Consider the following 24,348-nt stretch of genomic DNA (forward strand, 5'->3'; position numbering starts at 1 on the left):
TTTTAACATGATTTACAATTTAGTTTGAAAGTTATAGGTTCCTGGTTCTGCTAAAATTATTACTGAATTATCATCAGAACTCATTAATTTTAAATTTGAATTCTCTGTAAAAATACTTCCATTTTCTAATAAATTATCTTTATTTCCATAAGGAATATGCACTTCTGCAGATGTGCCAGGTGGAATAACAACATCAAGTTTAAAAGAATCATTCTCAATTTTCCAAGATGATGACGCTTTTCCATAAGGTGTTTTTACACTTGCTGAAGCTGACGTTAAAAACTCGGTATTTGGTAAAGGTGCAATTCTAATTTTCTGATATCCTGGCGCTAACGATGCTAAACCTGCGATACGCTCGTACATCCATTGCCCAATAGCTCCGTATGCATAATGATTTAGACTATTCATACTTTGTGAATTGTAACCACCTTCTTTACTAAAGCTATTCCAACGTTCCCACATCGTCGTTGCCCCTTGGTTTATAGAGTAAAACCAAGATGGATAGGTTTCTTTAAACAAAATTTTATACATCAAATCGATTTCTCCCATATCATCTAAAACCTTTGGTAGAATTGGTGTTCCTAAAAACCCTGTTCCTAAATGATAATCGGCATTCTTAATTTCTTCAAGCAAGTGATTCTGTGCTTTTAGTTTGGTTTCTGGTTGAAATAATTCTAAATATATACCTAGTAAATAACTTGTTTGCGTTTGTCTTTCTTGTTTAAACTTTCCGTTTTCATCAAAAAATTCATTTTCAAAAGCGTTGGCAACAGCTTTGTATAAAGCTGCATATTTTTTTTCATCGTCTGTTTTACCTAAAACACCAGCAATTTTAGATATTAAATGTGCGGAATGCGCAAAATAAGCGGTGTTAATCAACTCTTTTGGTGTATCTCCTCTATTTCCCTTTTTTAAACTTTTAGAAGGATATGGCTGCAACCAATCTCCAAAAGAATGCATTATCGGGATATAAGGTTTTTTTCTAACTTTTGATTGGTAGTATCCAACCCATTTTTTTGCAGATTCATAACTATCTTCAAGTACGGTAACATCTCCTGTGATGTTATAAATATCCCAAGGAACAATAACACAGGCATCGCCCCAACCAGAACCACCGTTTTTGTTTTGCAATACATCTGGCACTATAAAAGGTACTAAACCATTTTTGTGTTCAGACTGATTTTCTCTTAGACTTTGCAACCAAGCCGTCCAAAAAGCGTGAGTACTATAATTGAACAATGCTGTTGGTGCAATTACTTGCGCATCTCCTGTCCAACCCAAACGTTCGTCACGTTGTGGGCAGTCTGTAGGCACATCAAAAAAGTTATCTCGTAACCCCCAAGTAATATTACTTTGTAATTGATTTAACTTATCGTGAGATGATGTAAACGTTCCGTTTTTCTCAAAATCTGAATGTTGTACTATACCTTGCACCCAAGAAGCGTTTGGTTTCGCATTTTTATCGTAACCACTCAATTCTAAAAATTGAAATCCGTGAAACGTAAATTTTGGAACATATTCTACAACACCATCTTTAGCTGCTACGTAATAATCTGTTGACTTTGCAGAACGGTAGTTTTTAGTATAAAAGGTATTGTCTTTCAGTAACATTTCAGAAAAACGTATTTTTAAGGTATCGCCTTTTTTCATCGGTACTTTTACTCTTGGCACACCTACCATATTTTGCTGCATATTAAAAACCGATGTATTTTCTTTAACCGAAACAATTTCTACATCGTTTAAAACGATTTGATTTTTTACGGTGTGATGTCTTTTTGGAGCTAATTTAACATCCTTAGCAATCGCCTCAACTTCAACCGATTTCCAGTTAGAGTCGTCAAAAGCAACAGTGTTCCAATTTGGTATTTCAAAATTTGCATCATACACTTCGCCATCGTAAACACTTGCTAAACGTATTGGTCCGTTGGTTGTTCCTCTCCAAGATTCATCAGAAACAATGGTTTGTTTTGAACCATCTTTCAGCACAACTTCTAACTGACATAGAATTTTTGGTGATGCAAAATTTTCATATAACGCTCTACCTCTACTAATTCTTCCTGAATGCCATCCTGAAGCTAACTCAACCGCTAAAGCGTTTTTACCAGTTTGCAAAAGTTTAGTAACATCATAAGTCAATGTTTCTATTCGATGATTGTATGGTGTCCAACCCGGAGTCATAACATCATCACTAACATCTTTTCCATTTAAATGCACATCAAAAACACCTTTTGCTGTAATGTACATTCTTGCTGAAACAACATCCGAAGCTAACTCAAAACCTTTTCTTAAATATTGTGGTCTGTGCATTAAAAATTTACGAACGCCTTTAATGCTATCTTTTGCAGTATCTAATCCTGTCCATTGGGCTTGCCAATCGGAATTATTTAATAGTCCCAACTCAAAAGAATTGGTTTCGCTCCAATCTGAAGCATTTTCATCTTGGTTCCAATACCTTACTTGCCAATATACTTTTTGTCTTGATTTTAATGCTTTTCCTTGATACTTTACAAAAGTAGATTGCGTACTTTTTTGCTTTTTAGAATCCCATAAATCAGCATTATCTGGTAATAGTTCTTTTGATGATGCTACAACTATTTGATAAGCAGATTGCGATTTAATTTGTTCTGAAACAGGTAGTTTCCATGAAAACGTTGGGTTTGCATTATAAAATCCTGTTGGGTTTTTAAAACCTTCGGAAAGTGTAAGTTCTTGTGGTTTTTGTACAACATCTTTATCACAAGATGTCATTCCAATTGATAAAACCATTAATGAAAAAATTAACACTATAGACTTAAGCTTCATAAGTAAAAAAAATAAGTTAAAAGATAATATTGCAATTTCTCTTTTTTCTGTAATAAAACTATCCTGTTGTATCTCGATATATAGTTAAATTATTTTTACCTAAATTCAATTTACACTAGATGAACGTTTACATACCTAGGAAAGCAAATAAAACGCAAGAACTACCGTGGTTGTCTTCAATTAAAAACATATTTTTTCTTACAACTTTAACTCAGAAAAATAAGGGTGTACAATAATTTTATGCATGAAAGTTATCATGAAAAACAACAATGACAAATCGGGTATAATAAAGTTTAATTATACTGGAACTCATTGTCCAATTTTACGTTTTCAAACGTTTTATTTTTGGGCAGATCAAACGAGTAGCTTATTTTTTGATCCCAAGGCACCTCTATATCATGCTTGGTTTTGAATTCCATAACATGTCCTCCCCACTTACGATCATCCGAAATAAAATGAAAATGATGACCAAAGGCATTAATATTACCGATGTATTCTGGACAATAAAAGCCTACTAAAGTACCACTAATGTTTTCAGCTTCAAAAACGGGGCGAATAGGCAATAATACATCCAGACCATCTGTAAATGGTTTTTCAACTTTTGGGACACCTCCTAGCTTAATATAATCCAATTTCACAGGAACTCTGTATGCATAAAAATAATGCTCAGATTCCATTTCAGTATTTAGTTTTTGTTGAAATGAAGGGTAATCAACAGGCTCTTTTATTTGAAACATCCCATCTGTATTGAAAAATGTGGCATCAGCATAGACAATTTCATCCTCATCTTGCCCAACACTTATTTCCCCATTTTCTCTTATTCTGTAAGGCACACCATCTAACATTACTAATTCTCCATCCAAATAATCAAATGAGCCTAAACCAATATCACCTTTGGTTTTAAGTTCCGACACTTTTAAATCACCATCAAAAACCTTATTTACAAAGGCAAACCAAATGGAGTATTGGTAAAAAACATCGGATTTATTATGAATAACAACATGACTTTCTTCTTGGTTTTTTACAATATCTTTTTGTTCTTGCTTACAAGTAGTTATTAGTATCAAAATAATGATACTTAAGACTATATTTAGTTGTTTCATAGTATAAATTATTGCTTCGCTATTTCAATATCTAGTTTCACCCACTCGGTTATTTGTTTCCAATCTACAATACCTACTCTATTTGTCCATAACGGGTTATGGTTTTGTGACATAGCTTCACTAACATATTTCTCCCAAAATACTAATGCCGCTTCTAAAGATTTAACTGCTAATTCTTGATGTTTTTTATCGTTTGATTTTCTATATAATGCCAAATAGGTAGCGCCTTCAATTTTGTAAGCATAATATTTCCCTAAAAAGGAAAGCGATTCGATATCATTTATAGTAAATTGAAGTTCTTTGTTTTCATTAGTTTTTAGTCCTTTGATATTTAATAACGCGTTATCAGAAACATCATGAAGCTTACTAACCACATCAAGAGGAGTTTTTAATGCTGTTGTTTCCCCTTCTGTAATCATTTTAACATAATCTGGTATTGATTGATTACCAGATTTAGGGTGAACACCTAATGTTATGAAACGATTTACATCATGAAACCCTGTTTCGTTTTCTGCTTGTTGCGGTCTACTTTTACAGCCTTCTATATACCACTGAAAATCTAACCTACCCCAATGAAAACCTGTTGTAATCGGATACACCATAGATGCATTTTGCCATGCAGAAAAAAGTTTATCGGCATCAATTCCAGAAAAATGATTTGCCAACACATCTTTAAATCTATTATTTGAAATTGTAGGGTCGTAACTTAATCTACCCCACAACAACCATTGATACCAATGTTTTGAAACTTCAATTTGATTGGGTGTTTCTGGATTATTGGTTAAAAAATCGCGTCCCCAAATCCATTGGTCTGAGCCAAAATAAATACCTTTTGCTACATCATAAGGCAAATTTTCAATAAATTCTCTAGTAAAATCTGGAGCACCCCATCTAAAATAAAATGTATCGTCATTTCTTAAACCCCATAAGGTTTTCATACCCTTAATTTGTTCGACATAATTAGCATTTTCATGAAAGGGTTGTTTTGTTGCACTGTACACATGCGCTTTGGCGTATTTAAAGCAAAATAAGAATTCTACATTATCTGCTTCAACTACAGATTTAAACTTTTCAGCTATTTCCCTGGCTCCAGATTGGTGTTGCCTGTGTATAAATTTAAACTGTCGTTCTGGCATTTCTTTGGCTGCATCAAGTATACCTAACGCATACGTATCATAAGCCCATGCTTCGCGTTCTTTGTGGTTGGCACCTTTCATGTTTTCGCCTGTGGTTAATCCTATTCCTGCTAAATCTGGATAAGTTACAAATAGTTGCTTTACACTTTTTCTAAAATAATCGGTCGTAATTTCATTGTCTCTATCATCTGTAATCCCATATTTACCTTGGGTTCCATAATCAAAAATATTCCATGTTATGAAATGAAAATCGATATTTCTATTTTTACCATAGGCCATTACTTTTTTCCAAAACTCAATTTTTTCTTCAATGGAAATCGTTTTTACTATTTCAGGATTTTCAAGAATTTCTGGTGCATCAAAACCAATAGCCATCAAATTGTAATTTTCTTTCCATTTTACAGTTGAGCGCTGCACGTCATTTAAAGCAATATCCTCATATCCGGGCACTTTTACTAAGGAAGGAAAGGGATGTAAATTCCAAAGTGAAATATAATTATATCGATAGCGCGCCATAGTGTCTATGTAGTCTTTCCAAAAGGTAAAGTCCCACATGTGTTGAATATTATTTTGAGCTGCATCGCTTACATCAGAATAACTTGGCGTTCTAACATCTAATGGAATATTAAATTTAGGCCCACGCATTTCTAGGTATGGATTACGTGTTATAGTTTTTACACCTTCAAAACCGTATAATTTTAGTTGTTCTGCAAGCTCTAAAGTGCCATACATAAGACCTGCTTCATCATAGCCTGTTACTACAATTTTGTTATCATCTTTTTGAATTGAAAAGCCTTCTTTCTTAAGTTTTTCTTCTGGTTCAACGTGTAAAGTTATGTTCGATTTATACCTATCAGAACTTTCAAAAGTGATATAATTATCTCCAATAACCTCTGATAGATCGGTTATCGCAAAATTAACTTTTGGTGTATCTAGACTTGAATAGATTACAATTTTATTAGTTTTATTAGAACAGCTAAAACACAAAATAATTACAAAAAAACTCAGTGCTTTTGAAAAAAAGTTTGATGAATACATTTACTGAAGTTTAGAGAATATGTTTATTCAACCTATTCATATAAAAATAGGATATGGTTTAAAAAAAACTATCCTGTACAATTATGTATTAACCTAATTATTAAAAAAATTTTAGGTTAATATTACTTCAAAAAAAATCCTAACAGGTTTGTCATTTTTTGTAATAAATACTCTTTAAATTATTTTTTTCTCTTTTAATATAAATTATCTGAATAATAATACTTAAAAACATGCATAATATTTTATCTAAGCAGTAAAGTACAGGTGAGTTAATAGGTATTTATACTTTAAATTTGATTTAAAATTAAAAGCATTGGTATAAACACAATCAATAAAAATTAATTAATTATGAGTAAAAATTACAACATAGCAGTTGTACCAGGAGACGGTATTGGAAATGAAATTGTACCTGAAGGATATAGAGTTTTAGAAGCCGTGGCTAAGAAACATAATTTCGGATTAAACTCTAAAACCTTTGATTGGGGTGCGGGATATTATTTAAAAAATGATAAATTCCTTCCAGATGATGGTTTAGAAACATTAAAAGAATTTGATGCCGTATATTTTGGTTCTGTAGGATTACCAGCTGTAGACGATACACTTCCAGCGAAAGACTACACTTTTAAGGTACGTACAGCTTTTAACCAATATGTTAATTACAGACCTGTTAGAACTTACCCAGGCGTACAAAGACCACTAAGATCAGAGAAGCACATAGATTTTGTTATTGTAAGAGAAAATTCAGAAGGTGAATTTGTTCAAATGGGAGGACAATATTTACCAGATGAAGCTAATGGCATGGGAATAGACACAAGTGTTTTTACTAGAAAAGGAATTGAAAGAATAGCACATTATGCGTTTAAGTTAGCTAGAACAAGGAGGAACAAAGTAACTCATATTACTAAATCCAACACATTAATAAACAGCCTATCATACTGGGATAGAGTTATTAAAGAAGTAGCTCAAGAATATCCAGATGTAGAACACCAACAAATGTATATTGATAATTCTACAGCCATGTTTGTTTTAAAACCTGAGATTTTCGATGTAGTTTTAACTACAAACCTTTTCGGTGATATTTTAAGTGATTTAGGTGGTGCTGTAATGGGTAGCTTAGGTCTTGGAGGAAGTGGCAACATTAATCCTGAAAAAGAATTCCCATCCATGTTTGAACCTATTCATGGTTCTGCACCAGATATTGCTGGTCAAAATATTGCAAATCCTTATGGACAAATTTGGTCTGCAGCTATCATGTTAGAACATTTAGGTGAGGTAGAAGCTGCAAATAACATTATGGAGGCTATAGACAAAAGCACTTCTGCTGGGGTCTTAACTGTCGATTTAGGTGGTAGTGCGAGTACATCAGATGTAGCTGATGCCGTAATTAAAAACCTATAATACGAAATGAATAAGATTGTTGATCTTACATTAAATTACACCAATGATTTTACTGGTTTCTCAAAAGAAACCAGTAGAACTATTAAAAAGGATGGCTGGAATGCGAGTATACTTACCTTTTACTCGCATTGTGGCACCCACATGGATGCACCCATTCATTTTAATGTAAGCCAACAAACTATTGACAAAATACCTGTTTCCGACTTTGTTGGAAAAGCTTGGGTTATTGATGTTCGTGAAGTTGGCTCAAAAGGATTAATTACTGTAAATCATATTCCTAATGATGTTTTAAATGACTTTGTTTCTGGAGATAGTTTAGTTTTTTGGACAGGCTGGTCACAATATGTAAACATCCCTAAATACAGGGATGAATTACCAAGAATAAGCAAAGATTTAGCTAATTGGTGTGTCGATAATAAAGTGAAAATGATTGGTGTTGAACCGCCTTCGGTTGCTGATGTGAATAATATAGAAGAAGTTACTAAAATCCATCAAATTTTATTAAAAAGTGTGGTAATCATCGAAGGCTTAACCAATCTTGAAAAATTGCAATCTAATTGTGTAGAACTAATAGCGCTTCCTTTAAAAATTGAAGGTGGAGATGGTTCTCCAGCGCGTGTTATTGCCATTGAAAAACAGTAATGGGTATTTCATTAGAACATATATCAAAACAGTTACCACCAGAAGACTCTTCTGATTACAGAAATCTTAATCAAAAATTATTCAAAACTCTAAATAAAACCTGTGTGGTCATAGATGACGACCCAACAGGTAATCAGACCGTTCATAATATTCCGCTATTAACCAATTGGGATTTGGATACCTTGATAAACGAATTTAAAAATGAAACGCCAGCATTCTTTTTGTTAACCAATTCAAGAAGTTTATCTAAAAAGGAATCTTCAGAAATATTTCGAGACATTTCAGAGAACATCATAAAAGCATCTAAAGTTACAAATCGCGATTTCACAATTATCAGCAGAAGTGATTCTACTTTAAGAGGTCATTTTTCAGAAATAGAAATTATAAAAGAAGCTAGTAATTTTAATGAAGCCATAACGGTTTTCATTCCAGTCATGTTTGAAGGCGGACGTGTTACAATTAACGACACTCATTATATTTCAGAGCATAACGACTTAACACCTGTTAACGAAACTCCTTTTTCTAAAGACCATACATTCGCTTATTCAAATGCTGATTTAAAAGCTTACATCGAAGAAAAAACTAGAGGAAAAATTAAGGCTTCAAACGTAGTTTCCATAGGTATTGAATCCATTCGCACCTTAGATATTGAAACTTTAAGTACTAAAATAAAATCTATTGAATCCGGCAAATTCTGTATCGCAAATGCTTTAAATTACAACGATTTAGACAAAGCAACCCAAGCTTTATTATTAGCAGAAAAATCCGGAAAACAAATTTTATACCGAACGTCAAGTTCATTTGTACCTTCATATATTGGGTTAGAACCAAAATCGCTGTTATCAGCAAAACAAATCATTGATTCTAAAAGTAAAACAGGAGGTTTAACCATTGTGGGCTCTTATGTTCCAAAATCATCTTCACAACTTAAATTTGTTTTAGAAGACACAACTGAAAAAGAAATTATTGAAGTTGATGTTGAAGCTATATTGACAGCTGAATCAAGTTCTTACATAAAATCCATTATTTCTAAAATAGACATGAGCCTAAAGAGCGGTAAAAATGTTATCGTTTATACAAGTAGAAAATTAATAACCGGAAACAACGCTGATTCGAATATAAATATAGCATCAAAAGTTTCGCATGTCTTGGTTTCTTTAGTTCAAGGCATTCAAATCCGGCCTAAATATTTATTGGCCAAGGGCGGTATAACATCGCACGACTTAGCAATAAAAGGATTAGAAATGAAACGCTCTAAAGTATTAGGGCAAATACTTCCTGGAATTCCCGCATGGGAAATGGGAGAAGAAACAAGGTTTCCTAACATGTTATATATTGTGTTTCCTGGTAACGTAGGCAACGAAAAATCACTTTCAGAAATAATACAAAAACTATCTTGATATGAGTACACGCATTCCAACTAAAAGATACGGATTCTTTGCAGGTTCTTTTTTAATTACACTATTGTTATATATTGACCGTGTATGTATTTCATCAGCAAAGGATTCAATTAGTGGCGATTTAAATCTTAGCGATATTGAAATGGGATGGGTACTAAGTGCTTTTGCATTAGGCTATGCTCTATTTCAAGTACCTGGTGGCGCATTAGGCGATAAATATGGTGTGCGGAAAGTGATGACTTCTATTATGATACTATGGTCTATTTTCACAGCATTTACTGGTGCTGCATGGAATTACATATCCATGCTTTTAGCAAGATTTATATTTGGAGCTGGAGAAGCAGGCGCATTTCCAAATATTTCAAGAGCAGCATACTCTTGGGTACCTTTAAAAGAACGCGGTATTTTTCAAGGGATTAATTTTTCAGGCTCTAGACTTGGAGCAGCATTTGCTTTGCCTTTAGTAGCTTATTTAATTGATGCTTGGGGATGGCGTTCTATTTTCTATTTTTTTGGTGCTATAGGTATTTTATGTGCTGCACTGTTTTATTTCCTTTTTAGAAATAAGCCCGAAGAACATCGTGGTATTTCGGATGCCGAAAAAGAATTTATTATTAAAAACCGCCAGCAAAAAGAAGAAAAAGTTATTACTCAATTACCTGTAAGCAAAATTCTAGGCACTAAAAATGTGCTTTTAGCCATGATGCAATACATAGGAAGTAATTTTATTTTCTTTTTTATGTTAACTTGGTTATTCCCATATATTAAGGCTAAATACGATTTAAATTTAGTAACAACAGGTTTTTATGCTATGCTACCATTATTAGCAGGAGCCGTTGGAAATTGGGTTTCTGGATACACTGTTGATGCCATTTACAAAACAGGAAAATGGAAAGCGTCAAGACAAATACCTGCCATTATAGGTTTCATTTTGGTGGTTATAGGTATTATTTCTAGTTTGTATATGGATACGGCTTTAGCATCAGTTTTATGCTTGTCCGTTGCCATTTTTGGCGCAGATATGACCTTGAGTCCATCATGGTCCTTTTGTATGGATATAGGTAAAGAACATTCAGGCAAAGTATCTGGAATGATGAATATGGCTGGTAATATAGGCGCTTTTACAACGGCGCTGGCTTTTCCTTATTTACAAGAATGGACAGGGTCTAACGAACCCTTCTTTTACGTAGCAGCTATTTTAGGCGTTATTGCAATAATTTGTTGGATATTTATGGACTCTACTAAGCCGATACTAGATGAAAACTAAATTAAAAGGCGTTGCCATTGGCGCAGGTTATTTTAGCAAGTTTCAATACGAAGCTTGGACTCGAATACCTGAAGTTGAGATAACGGCACTTTGTAATTCTAATTTGGAAAGAGCAAAAAGTATTATGAATCCTTATGGTGTAAAAAACCATTACACCGATTATAAGGACATGATACTTAAAGAAAAACCAGATTTTGTTGATATTATTACCCCGCCAGAAACGCATTTTGAGATGTGTAAGTTTGCGGCAGATAATGGCGTACACATCATTTGTCAAAAACCTTTGGCGCCTACCATTGAAGAATCACAAAAAATTGTGGACTATGTTTCCAAAAAGAACGTTCGGTTTGTAGTACACGAAAATTTCAGATTTCAACCTTGGCACAGAGAAATAAAAAAAATTATTAATCAAGGAGACATCGGTGATTTGTTCAGTTTGAATTTTAGAAGTCGGATGGGTGATGGCTGGGGCGAAGAGGCCTACCTTTCTAGACAACCCTATTTTAGAGATTATAAAAAGTTACTTATCTACGAAACGGGCGTTCATTTTATCGATACGTTTCGTTATCATGCAGGAGAGGTTAAAAGTGTGTATTCCATACTAAAAAGATTGAATCCTGTTATAAAAGGTGAAGATTCAGGTTTAGTTATTCTTAATTTTGAAAACAATTCGCATGCTATATGGGATGCCAATCGTTACAACGAGAATAATTTCAAAAAGAAGCGTTACACCTTTGGCGAGTATTTAATTGATGGTTCTAAGGGGTCTGTTCGATTATATTCTGATGGAAATATCACGGTTCAAAAATTAGGAGAAGCTGAAAAAAATCATTCTTATATTCACAATGATGTTAGTTTTGCAGGAGATTGCTGCTATATTTTCCAAAGAGACTTTATAGATAAATTAATATCTGGAGATTCTTTTGAAACTAATGGACAAAACTATATAAAAACATTACAAGCACAAGAAGCGGTTTATAAATCTGCAGAAATAAATAGACCTGTATTTTTGTGATTTACATTTATAAAAAGAAGATCATATTAAAGTTATTTACTAAATAAATTAGTTTCTGAGTGAAGCCATTCTCCTAAAGCTTCAGTCCAATCTACACCTGTTTTTTCAAAATTAAGTCCAAAACCATGTCCACCCTTTTCTAGTTGAACATATTTATATTTTACACCATGCTTTTTTAAACTTTCGCAATACATTAAACTATTTTGATAAACCACACCTGCATCGTCTTCCGCATGAACTATAAAAGTTGGCGGTGTAGTTTCGCTAACCTGATTTTCCATAGAATAGTAATCCAATAATATTTGGTCCTGATGTTTATTTCCCAAAAGTCGTTTAAAAGATCCCCTATGGCGGTACGGCAAGTTAAACGAAACAACAGGATACATCAAAATAGAGATAGCATGTTCTAACTCTTCCGGTTTTACATTTGGCGCAACAATATCATCCTTAAAATTCGCTAAAGAAGCTGCCAAATGTCCGCCAGCAGAAGAACCAATAACTGCTATTTTATTATTATTTACAGACCAACTTAATGCCTTTTGATGAACTATTGAAAGTGCTTTTTGGGCATCGCAAAGTGGCACTTTCTCTTGTGAGTTCACAATACGATTGTCGGGCAATCTATATTTTAAAACAACAACTACATTAAAGCCCATTTTCAAAAAATGCTTTGCTTTATTTTCTCCATTATTCTTACCAATGGTTACTTTAGAGTAACCTCCTCCTGGACAAAACAATAAAGCTGCGCCGTTTTTTTAACAACCTTATTTTTATAAACAAAAATTGCTGGTTCCGAAATTTGTGTATAACGCGTACCAACTTCATCTAAAGTTTCATTTAAAACTATATTTTCTTTATTGAAAGGAATATTATTATCCTCCCAAAGATTTATAGTTTCTATTGTATATTCTTGAGAAAAAGAGCTAACACTTAAAAAAAGAAGAACTAAAGTTTGCTTTACATATAAATTCATTTAATAAAAGTAGCCATAAGTATGGCTAAAAACAAAAGATTATACATTAATACTAATTTTGTATTGTATCAAGATATTATTATATCTAAAGCAACCAAAAACATAAAAAAGCTGTTACAATCAAATTGACTATAACAGCTTTTATTATTAATTATAATTAAACTACTTTGTAGAAAAGCTCCAAACTTGCCCTATGCTTACACCTCCATTACCGTCTTTAACAACCACTTTAAAATAGTAAGTTGTTACAGCTGTTAAACCTGTAGCATCATAAGTAGTTGCTGATTGATTCTCAGACACTTTTGTTGTTAGGTCTGCATTAGTATCTAAATAAACATCATATGTTAAAGCGTCTCCATCAACATCTGATGCTGACCAACTTAGTGTTGTACTTGTGCCATCTACTTCTGAGTTTAGTGCAGGTGACAATAAACTTGGTGCAAAAGGAATATGGTTAGAAACACCTTCTCCCTCCGTTAAAAATTGCATCGCTGGTGAATAATTGCTTTCTGCTGATCGATTGTCTGTTGCTTTAATACGCCAATAATATGCTTTCCCTTTCTCCAAGCTAATTAATTTTGATTCTGAAGAACTAGTTGCCGTATGTGATATGGGTGAAAAAGAATTATTCTCTGATACTTCAATCTTATACGTTATTGCATTCCCTTCAGCATCCGTAGATCCATTCCATTCAAATACAACATTGTTATCTGTACAAATTGTATTGTCTAATGGATACACTTGTGTAGGTACTGTTGGAGCAGTATTTTCATCTGGTTTTTGCATCTCCTCTGGATCATCTCCACCACCGCTGCAAGACATCATAATCAACCCCACAGCTACTATTAAATATAAATATGTCTTTTTCATTTTACTTTTTTATTACTTTAACAAATACTGGTTGATCAGCATTAACTTTTACAAAATAAATACCATTTGGTTTATCTTCTAAATTCAATTGTACCTTGCCAGCATTTGCGGTATAAGTTTTAGAAACTACTAGTTGAGATTGTATATTATACACCTCTAAATCTATGGTATCTATACTATTGGGAATATACATTTCAAACAACCCACTTGTAGGATTTGGATACGCCTTAAGCTCTTGGAGTAAATTAACAGTTTTAACCATCTCTCCTTGGCAGGCTTCTTTACTTTTTATTTGTATACTATCGCCATGATTTACATCTACAGAAAAGTTTGATTGATACGTTTCAAATAATTGTTTCCCATTTTTTATAACAGTAAAAGGTGCCTTCCCTGTTTGCACAGATACTGTTGCTGATTTTTTACTAATACTTATTTTACCTGTTAATCCTTCTGCTTCTTCTATGGTTACCTCATAACAATGGGTGTAGTTTTCACCAACTACTTCTATACACAAATCATAAGTACCAGGACTTAAGCCTTCAATAGTTTTATTTTTTGTGAAATCGTAGCTAACTCCATCTATAGTAGCTATGTAATCATGTGTAGCGGCACCATTAATATTTAGCACCCCATTTTCTTTTCCTGTACAAGTTTCACCTATGGCTTGTATTGTGAAATTATTTGGTAATGTAGGATCGGCAGGTACAATATCTAAATCTATGATTTGTAGATACAGTGGTTGTGAATTACCAGATTTATCTTCCATGAGGTAATAATAAACTTTTCCATTTTCAATGTGCACTACACCATGATCAAAAGTTCTACCACTTGTTGCTTCATATACATTAGTGAAATTATTGGTTCCTCCTACTGCTTTCTCTACAAATACACGACCACTACTATTTAACCCAATTAAAAAAACACTATCTCCTGATGTGTAAATTGCTGAACCTCCTGAAAAATCTTCTGAAGTAATAAAATCTGTAGCACCGGATGGGCGATAAGTATGTAAATTCTTGGTTACATTATTCTCACTATCTCTTACTCGACTTATAATATGTACATCTTCATTAGCAGTTACTGTCCAATCAAAACCACCAACAATATATACTTGGTTTGGCTGAGTTGTTGCAACATAATCTCCGGGTTCCATAACCTTTATGAAATCGGCATCCAATAATGGAAGACTAAAAGATTCTCCTTTATGATTTTTCCAACCTGTAGCAGCGGTTTGATCATCAGAATAGGCATAATACACTCCGTTTTGATAAAGAAATTTATCATCATTATTTTGAGACCTACGTTGAAAACCTAAACGAAACTTGCCGTTAACATATTTCATATCACCGTAAAGTCCCCAATTAAAGTCAATTCCTGGTTGACTTCTTGCATTCAACCTATTAAAATCTGTAAAGTTGCCCCATTCTCCAGTATTAGCATCATATTTTATAAACTTAAACATACCATTGTTATTTCCACCCTCACGCATGAGCATAAAAATCTCCCCACCATCATTTTGGAAGAATCTTGGGTAGGTTAATGACACAAATTCTGATTGCGCAGCGGTTCCTGGCATTCTTAAATGTTTATAATCTCCATTAGAGTTTTTAACAAACTTATCTAAGGTAAAATCTGCATCTGATAACGAAGCTGCATTTTTAACTGAATATGAATATCTAAAATAATCATTAGCTAAACTTCCATTAGAGGGTCTTGAAGCACTATAAGCATGCATATCGTACAACAAATGAATTGTTCCATCCAAAGGACTTACACCTACTGCTATAGTATTGTGTGATTCTCCAATCCAATATTGATTTTGATAGCCAGTATGCCTGTGAGGAAACTCAATTGTGGCCATTGTACCTGTAATTGTATTATATCTGGTTAACATGACATGTCGGTCATTCTTACCGCCTCTATACCAAGTCATAAAGACATAATTACCATAGGTTTTTATGGCATCACCATGTGCTGATATGTTTCTACCAAAAAAATAATCATAGGGTGCATTGTCTCCAGAATTTGAAGTACCACTTGAGACTTTACTGCCGTCAAAATGTAAGCCTAAATCTGTGATTTTAACTTCCTTTTCTAGAACAACTTGCGCATCTGAAACACTAGTAAAAACTAACATTACAGCCATTAACAAGTAGCTAAATAAGCTCTTTTTTTGAGCGTATTTTTTTTTCATAGGTTTTTTCTTTTAAATATATTTTTTATAAAATTAATAGTTTTTTTAAAAAAAACTATCCTGATGTGTACTGCCTGTATTTTTGATATGGAAACTCACACTATTAGACAGCTTAATTGTAAGCTCGTGGTTTTCTTTTTCTTGCTTTGTTAGCTAACCTATTACCTTTAAACTTTTCTTTAATCGGGTTCCAATGTAGAGTTTCGTTTAATTCATAAGCAATATTAGCTATGTTACAAATACTTGCAGATCGATGTCCAGTCTCAACATCACAAATAGGTTGTTTTCTAGACTTTATAGATGATATCCAATTTTGATAATGATTCCCCTTGTCTTTAAGTAGTGTTTCTAAGTCAGTATCTGATGTGGTTATAATATTTGAAGGGGATGTATCTAAATATTTTCTACTAACATCCATAGACCCTAATGATCCAATAAAACGCACACCCCAACCACGACCAAAATCTTCGTGTACCATTTCAATTCCATTATCATAATACATTTTTAAGCCTCTTACTGCTTTAGGATTGTTTGGTGGAATATATAAAACCGGTCCTGTTTCATCCATATTTAAACACCATTGTGCAATATCAAACATGTGTGCTCCCCAATCTGATAGTATGCCTCCAGCGGTTTCTTTATAATTTCTCCATTTAGGGTAAGATTTAACAAACTCTGGAGCAATAAGTTTATTGTAAGGCAATAAAGGTGCTGGTCCGCACCATAAATTCCAATCAATTCCTTTTGGTAGAGGTTCAGATGGTAAATCATATGGTTTTGCTGGATTGCCTACATTAACAATAACTTTTTCTATTTTTCCTAATTGACCACTACTAACTATCTCTTTGGCCTTTATAAAACGACTCCAACTACGCTGCATACTTCCTACTTGAAGAACCGAGTCATATTTTTTAACGGCATTAACCATGGCTCGTCCTTCTTTTATGGTATTAACCATAGGTTTTTCGCAATACACATCTTTTCCTGCTTTCATAGCATCTATAGATTGTATGGCATGCAAATGGTCTGGTGTTGCTATTACTACCGCATCAATATCTTTTCTACCAATTAATTCTTGATAATTTGTATACGTTTTTATAGCACTATAGTTACTTATATTTCTTTTTTCTGAATAATACTTTTCTACAAGACTCTTAAACCAATTTTGTTTAGCATACCAAACTTCTGCACCAGCTACTATTTGTACATTTGTATTTGAAATAAAATAATTAGCCAAAATACCTCCTTGCTTACCTAAGCCAATAAAGCCTAAGTTTATTTTATCGCTAGGTGCAGTAAACCCTTGACCCAAAACATGACGCGGAATAATACTAATTCCTCCAACAGCAAGTGCCGTATTTTTTACGAAACTCCTTCTAGATATTGTTGAACTGTATGCGGTCTTTACTTTTTTTATTTTGGTCATAATTATATGTTTTTAAATAACTTTATTATGGCATGTAAAATACTTCTTCAAGAGGTATGGAAATTGGAGAATTATCTGGATTAACCTCCATAATATCTGCCATAAATGCCCACCATTTTTGTACTATAGGATTATCAGCCAAATCTTGAGAACCACCATCGCCTGAAACTTTTTGAAAAGCAAAAAGTGTACTGGTTTCTTCATCTAAAAATATAGAATACTCACTTACACCGTTTTCTTTTAATAATTGTTTTAACTCAGGCCATAATTCGTTATGACGCTTTTTATAGGCTTCTTTTTGGCCTTTATTTAACTTCATTTTAAACGCTAATCTTTGCATAATGTAATAGCTGTTTTTTTTTCTGGGTTAAAAATTTATTTTAAAGTCTAACTAAAAAAACATCCTACCTTTAAGTAAAGATAGGATGTTTTTGTAAAAATATTTTGTAAAGTCTATTTTATTGCTTTACAATTTTTTTAGTGTAAGAACCGTTGTCTCCTTTCATTTCAACAAGATACATACCGCTTCTTAAAGAGCTAGCGTCTATGGAAACATCTGAAGATTCAGCACTTACCTCTTTAGTCATCATTTTTTGACCAAGTAAAGAATACACTGAAACTTCTTTAACGTTTTGAGTTAAGCCTTTGATACTTATTTCGTTTTTAACTGGGTTAGAAACAAATATTGAACTTGTATCGAATTTGTCATTGCTTAATAATGATGTTTCAAGAATAAAATCAAATACAGCTTGAGTGCCACCAGCCATAAACATTGATTTGTCTGCGGCAATACCTCCAGAATTTACTTGAATTCTTCTTTTAGCAGAAGCACCTTCCCATCCTGTACCAGTATCATCACTATCAAGAAACAATCTAGTTCCATTTCTAATCTCCCACCGGTCTTGTTGGCCTGATGCCATTGCTTCAGTCCCAAAACCCATAGTAGAATTAGTACCAGAAGTATCATTTGGTTGAAGCGCTCCTTCACCAGTCATTTGAGACGTGATAGACCACATGGTTCCACTTGGATGGGCTACAATTGTAAACAACTGTGTATTCTCATTACCAGCTGTTGCCGCTACCTGATACTTTGCGTTGTTAACTCCACTATCTTGTGTAACAAAAAGTTCTGGACTAGATCCATTAACTCTGATTTTGTAAATACCTGGTGTACCGTCAAAAGCTTGACCTTGCACCTGAAAAGCAAACATAGTTAGTAATAGAAAAGTAGTAATTTTTAAAGTAGTTTTTTTCATAATTTTAGTTTAATTGATTAATTAATTTTTTAAATATTGAAAAAAAGAATCTAAATAGTATCATGTACTATCCTGCAATAGCCTATAATCTTAATAAGATTAACATAAAAAATTATGTGAGAAGTAAATTTATGTTTTTTTTCTTACACTGTTGTTAATGAGACTACTAAATAGTTAATCTGTTAACATTATAGAAAGTTATAAATAACATGAGTGAAATAATGATTGAATTATCTATTTGATAAAAAGATTCATGATTAACATAATACAGTAAACACAGCTGATAAATATGAATGATTTTATATATTTTTATTGATAGCCAAGTAGATTATTCTTTTAAAGAATAATTAAAAAACACATAGTATAAAATCAAAGAATAGGTTAAGGTAAAAAGTTATTAATTTATAAAAGCTTATTCTATTTTTAATTTTAAAAAAAAAAGATGAATTTCTTCATCTCTTTTTTAAAATTTGAATGCAGTTTATTTTACTGTAAGTATTACCTTTTTCAAGTCTTTTTCTAAAGAAGATGTTCCAACTGAAATAGTAAAAGTTCCTGGCTCAACCACTTTTTTCATGTCTTGATTAAGTACATTTAACTCATCAAAACCTAAATTAAAACTTACTGTTTTAGTCTCACCTGGCTTTAATGTAATACGCTCAAAACCTTTAAGCATTTTAAGATATCTGCCTACCGATGCAAAATCATCACGGACATACATTTGCACAACCTCATCACCCTCAACTTCTCCAGTATTAGTAACATCTACTGACACTGTTGTTGCTCCATCTAAAGAAATATTGGAAGATCCTAACTTAGGCTCACTGTATTCAAATGTTGTATAACTTAACCCATAACCAAAAGGAAATAATGGCGTTTTATCACTGTCTTTATACAATCCTTTTCCAGAACCAATAAAATCTGGTCTTTCCAAATAAGTTACAGGAACTTGCCCAACAGATCTTGGAAAAGAAACAGTTAATTTTCCTCCAGGATTTATATCTCCAAAAATAGCATCAGCAATAGCATCACCTGAACGCATTCCTAAATACCAGGTTTCTAGAATAGATGGAATGTTTTCTGCAACATAATTAATTGACAAGGGTCTACCATTCATTAATACAGCAATAATGGGCTTTCCTGTTTTATGAATTGCTTCTACTAATTCTTGTTGTACACCATATAAATCTAAATTATCCCTATCTACACCTTCTCCTCCTGTTCTTCTAGAACCTCCAATTACCAAAATAACTGCATCAGATTTTTTAGCGGCTGTAATTGCTTTTGGAAAACCAGCTTTAGAATTACTTAATAAATCACAACCTTTTGCATAATTGATTTTTACTTTATCGCCTACTTTAGCTTTAATACCGTCTAAGGCAGAAACATAAAATGGTGGTAAACCAGAATAGCCTCCTAACAAGGAATAGGTGCCTTTTGCAGGTCTATCTTCGTGTGCATTAGGACCAATTACTGCTAAAGATTTTATATTAGACATGTCTAAAGGCAATAGACTGTTATCATTCTTTAATAAAATGATTGCTTTTTTAGCCATTTCATAAGAAAACTCTTGGTGTTCTTTTCTACCAGCGTTTACAGTTTCCGTATCAATCTCTTTTGGTTCAGTATCAAATAAACCCAATTTATATTTTGCAGTTAAAATACGAGATGCTGCTTTGTCTATGTACTTTACCAATTCAGGATTCTGTGTTAATGTATCTTTCAACACTTTGGTGTTATATGCTGCTAGCTTTTCATTCTTTCCAATAACTAAGTCCATATCAACACCAGCTTTTAAACCTAAAATAGCTGACTTGGTTCTGGTTTCAGCAATAAAATGCATGGTTCCTAACCTAGCAACATCATTATTGTCAGAAACAATAAACCCATCAAAACCTAACTCATCTCTTAAAATATCTTTTAGCAACCACGTATTCATGTGGTTTGGAATTCCATTATAATCTTGATGCCCTGGCATAACAGAACCTACCTTTGCTTCTTTTATAGCAGCTTCAAAAGGTGGTAAATAAACTTCTCTTAATCTACGTTCAGACATATCACTAAATCCTCCGTTAATTCCACGTCGGTTTTCTGGATATCCAATAAAATGTTTTGCTGTTGCAATAACATGATTCTCATCAAATCGCTCATCACCCATACCTTGTAAACCTTGAATAAATGCAACACCCATTCTAGACACCAAATAAGGGTCTTCTCCATAAGACTCCTCTACACGACCATATCTTGGGTCTCCAGAAATTACATCTAAATTAGGAGAATAACAATGTGTAACGCCTAAAGCACGTGCTTCTAGCGCTGTTTGTGAAGCCATTTTTTTGACTAACTCAGGTTGCCAAGTAGAAGCGGCAGCAATTGCTTGCGGATAAACCGTTGTATTACCATAATAATCAAGAACAAGCCATAATCCATGTAATGCCTCACCATACTTCATATATGGAATTCCTAAACGGTCATTGGCAGGTGCATCTTGAGTCATTTCTGCTATTTTCTCATCTAATGTCATTTCACTAATGAGTTGCTCAACTTTTTTAGATATTTCTGAGTCTCCAGATTTCGAAGTCTCCTTTTTGGAGTCACAGCTAAAAAATGCCGCTACAACAAAACATATTAATAGTATTTTTTTCATTTATATAGTTTTTTAATGTGTTCTTTTAATAGTTAAAAATTGCGTAAACCAGGAACAATTTTTATGTTTAAATTGCTCTTATCATTTGGCCACTTAAGGATGGTTAATTTTTGAGTGTATTCGTCCCATATAAAATCTGATGCATTAAAATCTTTTGGAGCTTTGTAAGTTTCCAATCTAACTTTTTTTAATGGATTATGATACATTACAATATCGTCATCAATTAAAATAGAAAAGCCATCAGGATAGTGTCGATTTGCACCGATAAATATTGTTGAAGCTCCTTTACTATTATTGGAAGTTATATTTAAATTTAATGTTCTAGTTGCAAAATTGAACATAAACGTATCTATATCTCCAGCAATTGTTTGAGGAAATGGTCTTGATATTACATCAGTAATATACTTCCGCTCTACCGTTCCTGCATCAGTACTATCACTAAATATTGACCAGGTTGAAGGCCCGCCAGGTAGAAAATGTTGCATTGATCTATTTCCTAAAAACCAAGCTTTTATTGAGCCTACTCCCATCCTATCAAACACCTCGGCTGTTTTAATATATAAGTCTCTATACTCTAATTGCCCTAGTTTACCAGAAACTAGTGTATCTGTTTTAGCAAATGTTGGAAACCCCCATTCTCCAATTAAAATTGGTGCGTTAAGCATTTCAGATTCTTTATCAAAACGGTCCATAACTGGCTTTACTAAATGCTTTTTATTCTGATAAATATGTGGTGCAAAAATGATATTCTTTCTATTAATAGGCGACGTAATTTCTGCATACTGATTGTTATCAATACCCTCACCTTTATTCATAAATATAGATTGAAATAATATTTTTTTATCGGCATTTATTTTTTGACTTTCATCAATAATAGTCCTGTAGAGCGGTATTAAATAAGTATTGGTTAAATCCTCATAAGAGATATCCATTGTTAATTTTCTTGGCTCATTAACCACATCGTAACCTAAAACAGAGGGGGTTTCAGCGTATCTTTTCCAAATGACTTTCCAAGCATCAATATAAGTGCTGTATTCTTTCTTCTTATTTTGCCAAAACTCTTCCCATATAAACTTATCTACGCCGTAAACGGTCATTTTAAATACTGTCTTAATTCCGGAACGTTGTCCTAAACTTACTAATGTATCTAGTTTTTTAAGGTAATCTGGTTCTAACTTACCTCCAGGAAAATTACTTAGCTTCCCTAATTCTAAACGAATAACCTGAGTATTAGCACCCATTCTAACCATGCGTGCATAGTCATCATTATTAAAAAACACTTCACCTGCGTGGTCATTTGTATTTATAACAAAACCGCGAGGTATTATGTGTCTACCTTGTTCATCTCTAAGCCCATGTTTTATTTGCGAATATGTAGTTAAGGTGATTAGTAGGCAAATAATGAAAAGTAAGCTGTTCTTCATATAAATTAGTTTTAAGACGTTAAAAATAGCATACCTAATGAAACATTGTGTCCTGCACAGTGCTGAATAGTTAAACTAATTTTATACTAATTTTTAAAAAGCATAAAGCCAGAAGATGTATCTCCTGGCTTTACTAACTAAAACAACTTAATAAAAAACTTAATTATTGCCTATATCCGTTATTTGTTGGGTCTGACTCCAATAGAGCTGGATTATTTTCTAACTCCTGTAAAGGAATTGGTAATTTTACGTGCCATGGTCTGATATTATCAGCTGGATTCCAGAAACGAAATTCTAAATCTTGAACTACGTCTAATAAAATTCCCCATCTAATTAAATCATATCTTCTATGAGCTTCTGCTGCTAATTCCCATTTACGTTCGTCATAGATAGCTTCTCTAAACTCTTGTTGGCTTAGACCTAAAATAGCCTCAGCTTCAGCAACAGTTGCAAAAGCACGCTCTCTTACTTCTCTTATGTATTCAAAAGCAGTATCAGGATTTCCTCCAGGACGTTCGTTTTCACATTCTGCAGCCATTAAAGCAACATCAGCTAATCGAAATACCATTCTATTATCAGAGTGGTTAAAACGTGGAGATCTATCTAATTCTAAATTCCAGAATTTAGCCATATAAGGAAATACTAAATCGAAACCTAAATAGTTATCTACAATATTTAGCTCTCTTCTTAAATCATTCATTGGAAATGACTCTGCAAAGTCTTTTGAAGCAACTTGTAAACCTGTACCATTAAAAGCCTCACCTCTATCTCTAAGTGCGTCTCCTAAAGCTGATCTTTCATCTGTATTAAGAGGCTCATCCCTTAAACGAGGGTTAAACATACTTGGTCGCCAGTTATTATTACCCGCAAATGATCTACCTGGAAATGCTGGATCAAATTGACTATTAATATCTCTGGCAAAATCTAAAGACCAAATAATTTCAGGGTTATATTCGTTAAACTGATCAAAAACTTCATTGTAAGTTGGTAATATACTGTGAGGAGATTGGTTTAAAATTTCTAAACACTTATCTAAACCAAGCTGCCATTGTTGTTGCTTCATATAAATTTTAGCCATAACAATCGCTGCAGCCCATTTTGATGCTCTACCGCTTTGATCTCCAGTGTAGGCATCTTGTAAATTATCTTGAGCAAATTGTAAATCTTCTAAAACTCCTGTAATTATAGTTGCCTCAGGCGCTCTTCCTAAAGAGCTAATCTCCTCAAGAGTTAACACTTCAGTATAATAAGGTGCATCTCCCCAAAGATTGGTAATATGCCAATAACATAAACCTCTAATAAATCTAGAATCGGCAATAATATCAGTTCTTACTTCTTGAGTACCTACCGCTTCATTATCTGTTACTCTTTCTATAATTAGATTTGCATTTAATATGGTTCTGTAAAGATCTTTCCAAGTATCTGAAACACTCATTTTTTGAACAGACACGTCTGCAATTGCTTCATTAAGTGTGTAATTGCCTATGGGAGCAACAAAATTTGCAGCACGGTTAGGCTCAATAATATCACAACCATTGTCATAAAAATGATCTAGTCCTACTTGACCATATATAGAATTATTCTTTAAAATAGCGTACATTCCTTGAACCGCTTGTCTTGCATCATTTTCAGAAGCAAAGAATGACTCAGGAGAAATAAGCGCTTTAGGGTCTTCTTCTAAAAAACTCTCGCAACTAAAGCATGCAAAAGCTATAAAGACACATAAAAATATATTTTTTGTTTTCATATCTGTTTTT

Annotated in this window: 18 protein-coding genes; 5 read left to right on the top strand and 13 right to left on the bottom strand. The window is 33.2% G+C overall.

The annotated features are described in order from the left end of the window. Positions 1–12: 12 nt before the first annotated feature. The 3 genes from ABD939_RS00895 to ABD939_RS00905 form a co-directional block, all read right to left on the bottom strand. Positions 13–2,766 carry a family 78 glycoside hydrolase catalytic domain gene (locus ABD939_RS00895; protein ID WP_345163346.1) on the bottom strand — a complete coding sequence of 918 codons (2,754 nt, stop codon included), beginning with the start codon at positions 2,764–2,766 and terminating at the stop codon, positions 13–15. A 329-nt stretch (positions 2,767–3,095) separates the two neighbouring features. Continuing rightward, positions 3,096–3,905, bottom strand: a complete 810-nt coding sequence (locus ABD939_RS00900) for an acetolactate decarboxylase (RefSeq protein WP_345163349.1) — start codon at positions 3,903–3,905, stop codon at positions 3,096–3,098. Between the two features lie 8 nt (positions 3,906–3,913). After that, the gene (locus ABD939_RS00905; protein WP_345163352.1) at positions 3,914–6,079 is read right to left on the bottom strand and encodes a beta-N-acetylhexosaminidase family protein; all 2,166 of its coding nucleotides are present in this window, start codon (positions 6,077–6,079) and stop codon (positions 3,914–3,916) included. A 348-nt stretch (positions 6,080–6,427) separates the two neighbouring features. On the opposite strand from ABD939_RS00905, the gene ABD939_RS00910 reads away from it, so the two are divergent. Genes ABD939_RS00910 through ABD939_RS00930 form a run of 5 tightly spaced genes read left to right on the top strand, consistent with a single transcriptional unit; the run spans position 6,428 to position 11,801 of the window. Next, positions 6,428–7,477, top strand: coding sequence for an isocitrate/isopropylmalate dehydrogenase family protein (locus ABD939_RS00910; RefSeq protein WP_345163355.1), 1,050 nt, complete (start codon positions 6,428–6,430; stop codon positions 7,475–7,477). Between the two features lie 6 nt (positions 7,478–7,483). After that, positions 7,484–8,119 (top strand): cyclase family protein, encoded by a 636-nt coding sequence (locus ABD939_RS00915; RefSeq protein ID WP_345163359.1) that lies wholly within the window; start codon positions 7,484–7,486, stop codon positions 8,117–8,119. Next, positions 8,119–9,519, top strand: a complete 1,401-nt coding sequence (locus ABD939_RS00920; protein ID WP_345163362.1) for a four-carbon acid sugar kinase family protein — start codon at positions 8,119–8,121, stop codon at positions 9,517–9,519. The genes ABD939_RS00915 and ABD939_RS00920 overlap by 1 nt, the downstream gene beginning before the upstream one ends. 1 nt (position 9,520) lies before the next feature. Next, a complete protein-coding gene (locus ABD939_RS00925) occupies positions 9,521–10,786 on the top strand; it encodes an MFS transporter (RefSeq protein WP_345163366.1) in 1,266 nt (421 codons plus the stop codon). Next, positions 10,776–11,801 (top strand): Gfo/Idh/MocA family protein, encoded by a 1,026-nt coding sequence (locus ABD939_RS00930; RefSeq protein WP_345163370.1) that lies wholly within the window; start codon positions 10,776–10,778, stop codon positions 11,799–11,801. The genes ABD939_RS00925 and ABD939_RS00930 overlap by 11 nt, the downstream gene beginning before the upstream one ends. A 32-nt stretch (positions 11,802–11,833) precedes the next feature. Here the strand turns inward: ABD939_RS00930 and ABD939_RS00935 are convergent, their stop codons facing one another. From ABD939_RS00935 to ABD939_RS00980, 10 genes are all read right to left on the bottom strand, one after another. Beyond that, positions 11,834–12,538 carry an alpha/beta hydrolase gene (locus ABD939_RS00935; protein ID WP_345163372.1) on the bottom strand — a complete coding sequence of 235 codons (705 nt, stop codon included), beginning with the start codon at positions 12,536–12,538 and terminating at the stop codon, positions 11,834–11,836. Then, positions 12,505–12,774, bottom strand: a complete 270-nt coding sequence (locus tag ABD939_RS00940; protein ID WP_345163375.1) for a hypothetical protein — start codon at positions 12,772–12,774, stop codon at positions 12,505–12,507. The genes ABD939_RS00935 and ABD939_RS00940 overlap by 34 nt, the downstream gene beginning before the upstream one ends. A 162-nt stretch (positions 12,775–12,936) precedes the next feature. Next, positions 12,937–13,644 (bottom strand): fibronectin type III domain-containing protein, encoded by a 708-nt coding sequence (locus ABD939_RS00945; RefSeq protein ID WP_345163378.1) that lies wholly within the window; start codon positions 13,642–13,644, stop codon positions 12,937–12,939. A 1-nt stretch (position 13,645) separates the two neighbouring features. Further along, a complete protein-coding gene (locus tag ABD939_RS00950; protein ID WP_345163381.1) occupies positions 13,646–15,838 on the bottom strand; it encodes a T9SS type A sorting domain-containing protein in 2,193 nt (730 codons plus the stop codon). Positions 15,839–15,950: 112 nt separating this feature from the next. Next, on the bottom strand, positions 15,951–17,264 hold the full coding sequence (locus tag ABD939_RS00955) for a Gfo/Idh/MocA family protein (protein WP_345163384.1): 1,314 nt from the start codon (positions 17,262–17,264) through the stop codon (positions 15,951–15,953). A 25-nt stretch (positions 17,265–17,289) separates the two neighbouring features. Beyond that, on the bottom strand, positions 17,290–17,604 hold the full coding sequence (gene rhaM / locus ABD939_RS00960; protein WP_345163387.1) for an L-rhamnose mutarotase: 315 nt from the start codon (positions 17,602–17,604) through the stop codon (positions 17,290–17,292). Positions 17,605–17,722: 118 nt separating this feature from the next. Continuing rightward, on the bottom strand, positions 17,723–18,520 hold the full coding sequence (locus ABD939_RS00965) for a T9SS type A sorting domain-containing protein (protein WP_345163390.1): 798 nt from the start codon (positions 18,518–18,520) through the stop codon (positions 17,723–17,725). A 481-nt stretch (positions 18,521–19,001) separates the two neighbouring features. Continuing rightward, a complete protein-coding gene (locus ABD939_RS00970; RefSeq protein WP_345163393.1) occupies positions 19,002–21,167 on the bottom strand; it encodes a beta-xylosidase in 2,166 nt (721 codons plus the stop codon). Between the two features lie 32 nt (positions 21,168–21,199). Then, entirely contained in the window at positions 21,200–22,591 is a 1,392-nt protein-coding gene (locus tag ABD939_RS00975) for a cellulase family glycosylhydrolase (RefSeq protein ID WP_345163396.1), read from the bottom strand. 163 nt (positions 22,592–22,754) lie between these two features. After that, on the bottom strand, positions 22,755–24,338 hold the full coding sequence (locus ABD939_RS00980) for a RagB/SusD family nutrient uptake outer membrane protein (protein ID WP_345163399.1): 1,584 nt from the start codon (positions 24,336–24,338) through the stop codon (positions 22,755–22,757). Positions 24,339–24,348 lie beyond the last annotated feature (10 nt).

It is taken from the genome of Algibacter aquimarinus, from assembly GCF_039543265.1.
GTDB classification, from domain to species: domain Bacteria; phylum Bacteroidota; class Bacteroidia; order Flavobacteriales; family Flavobacteriaceae; genus Algibacter_B; species Algibacter_B aquimarinus.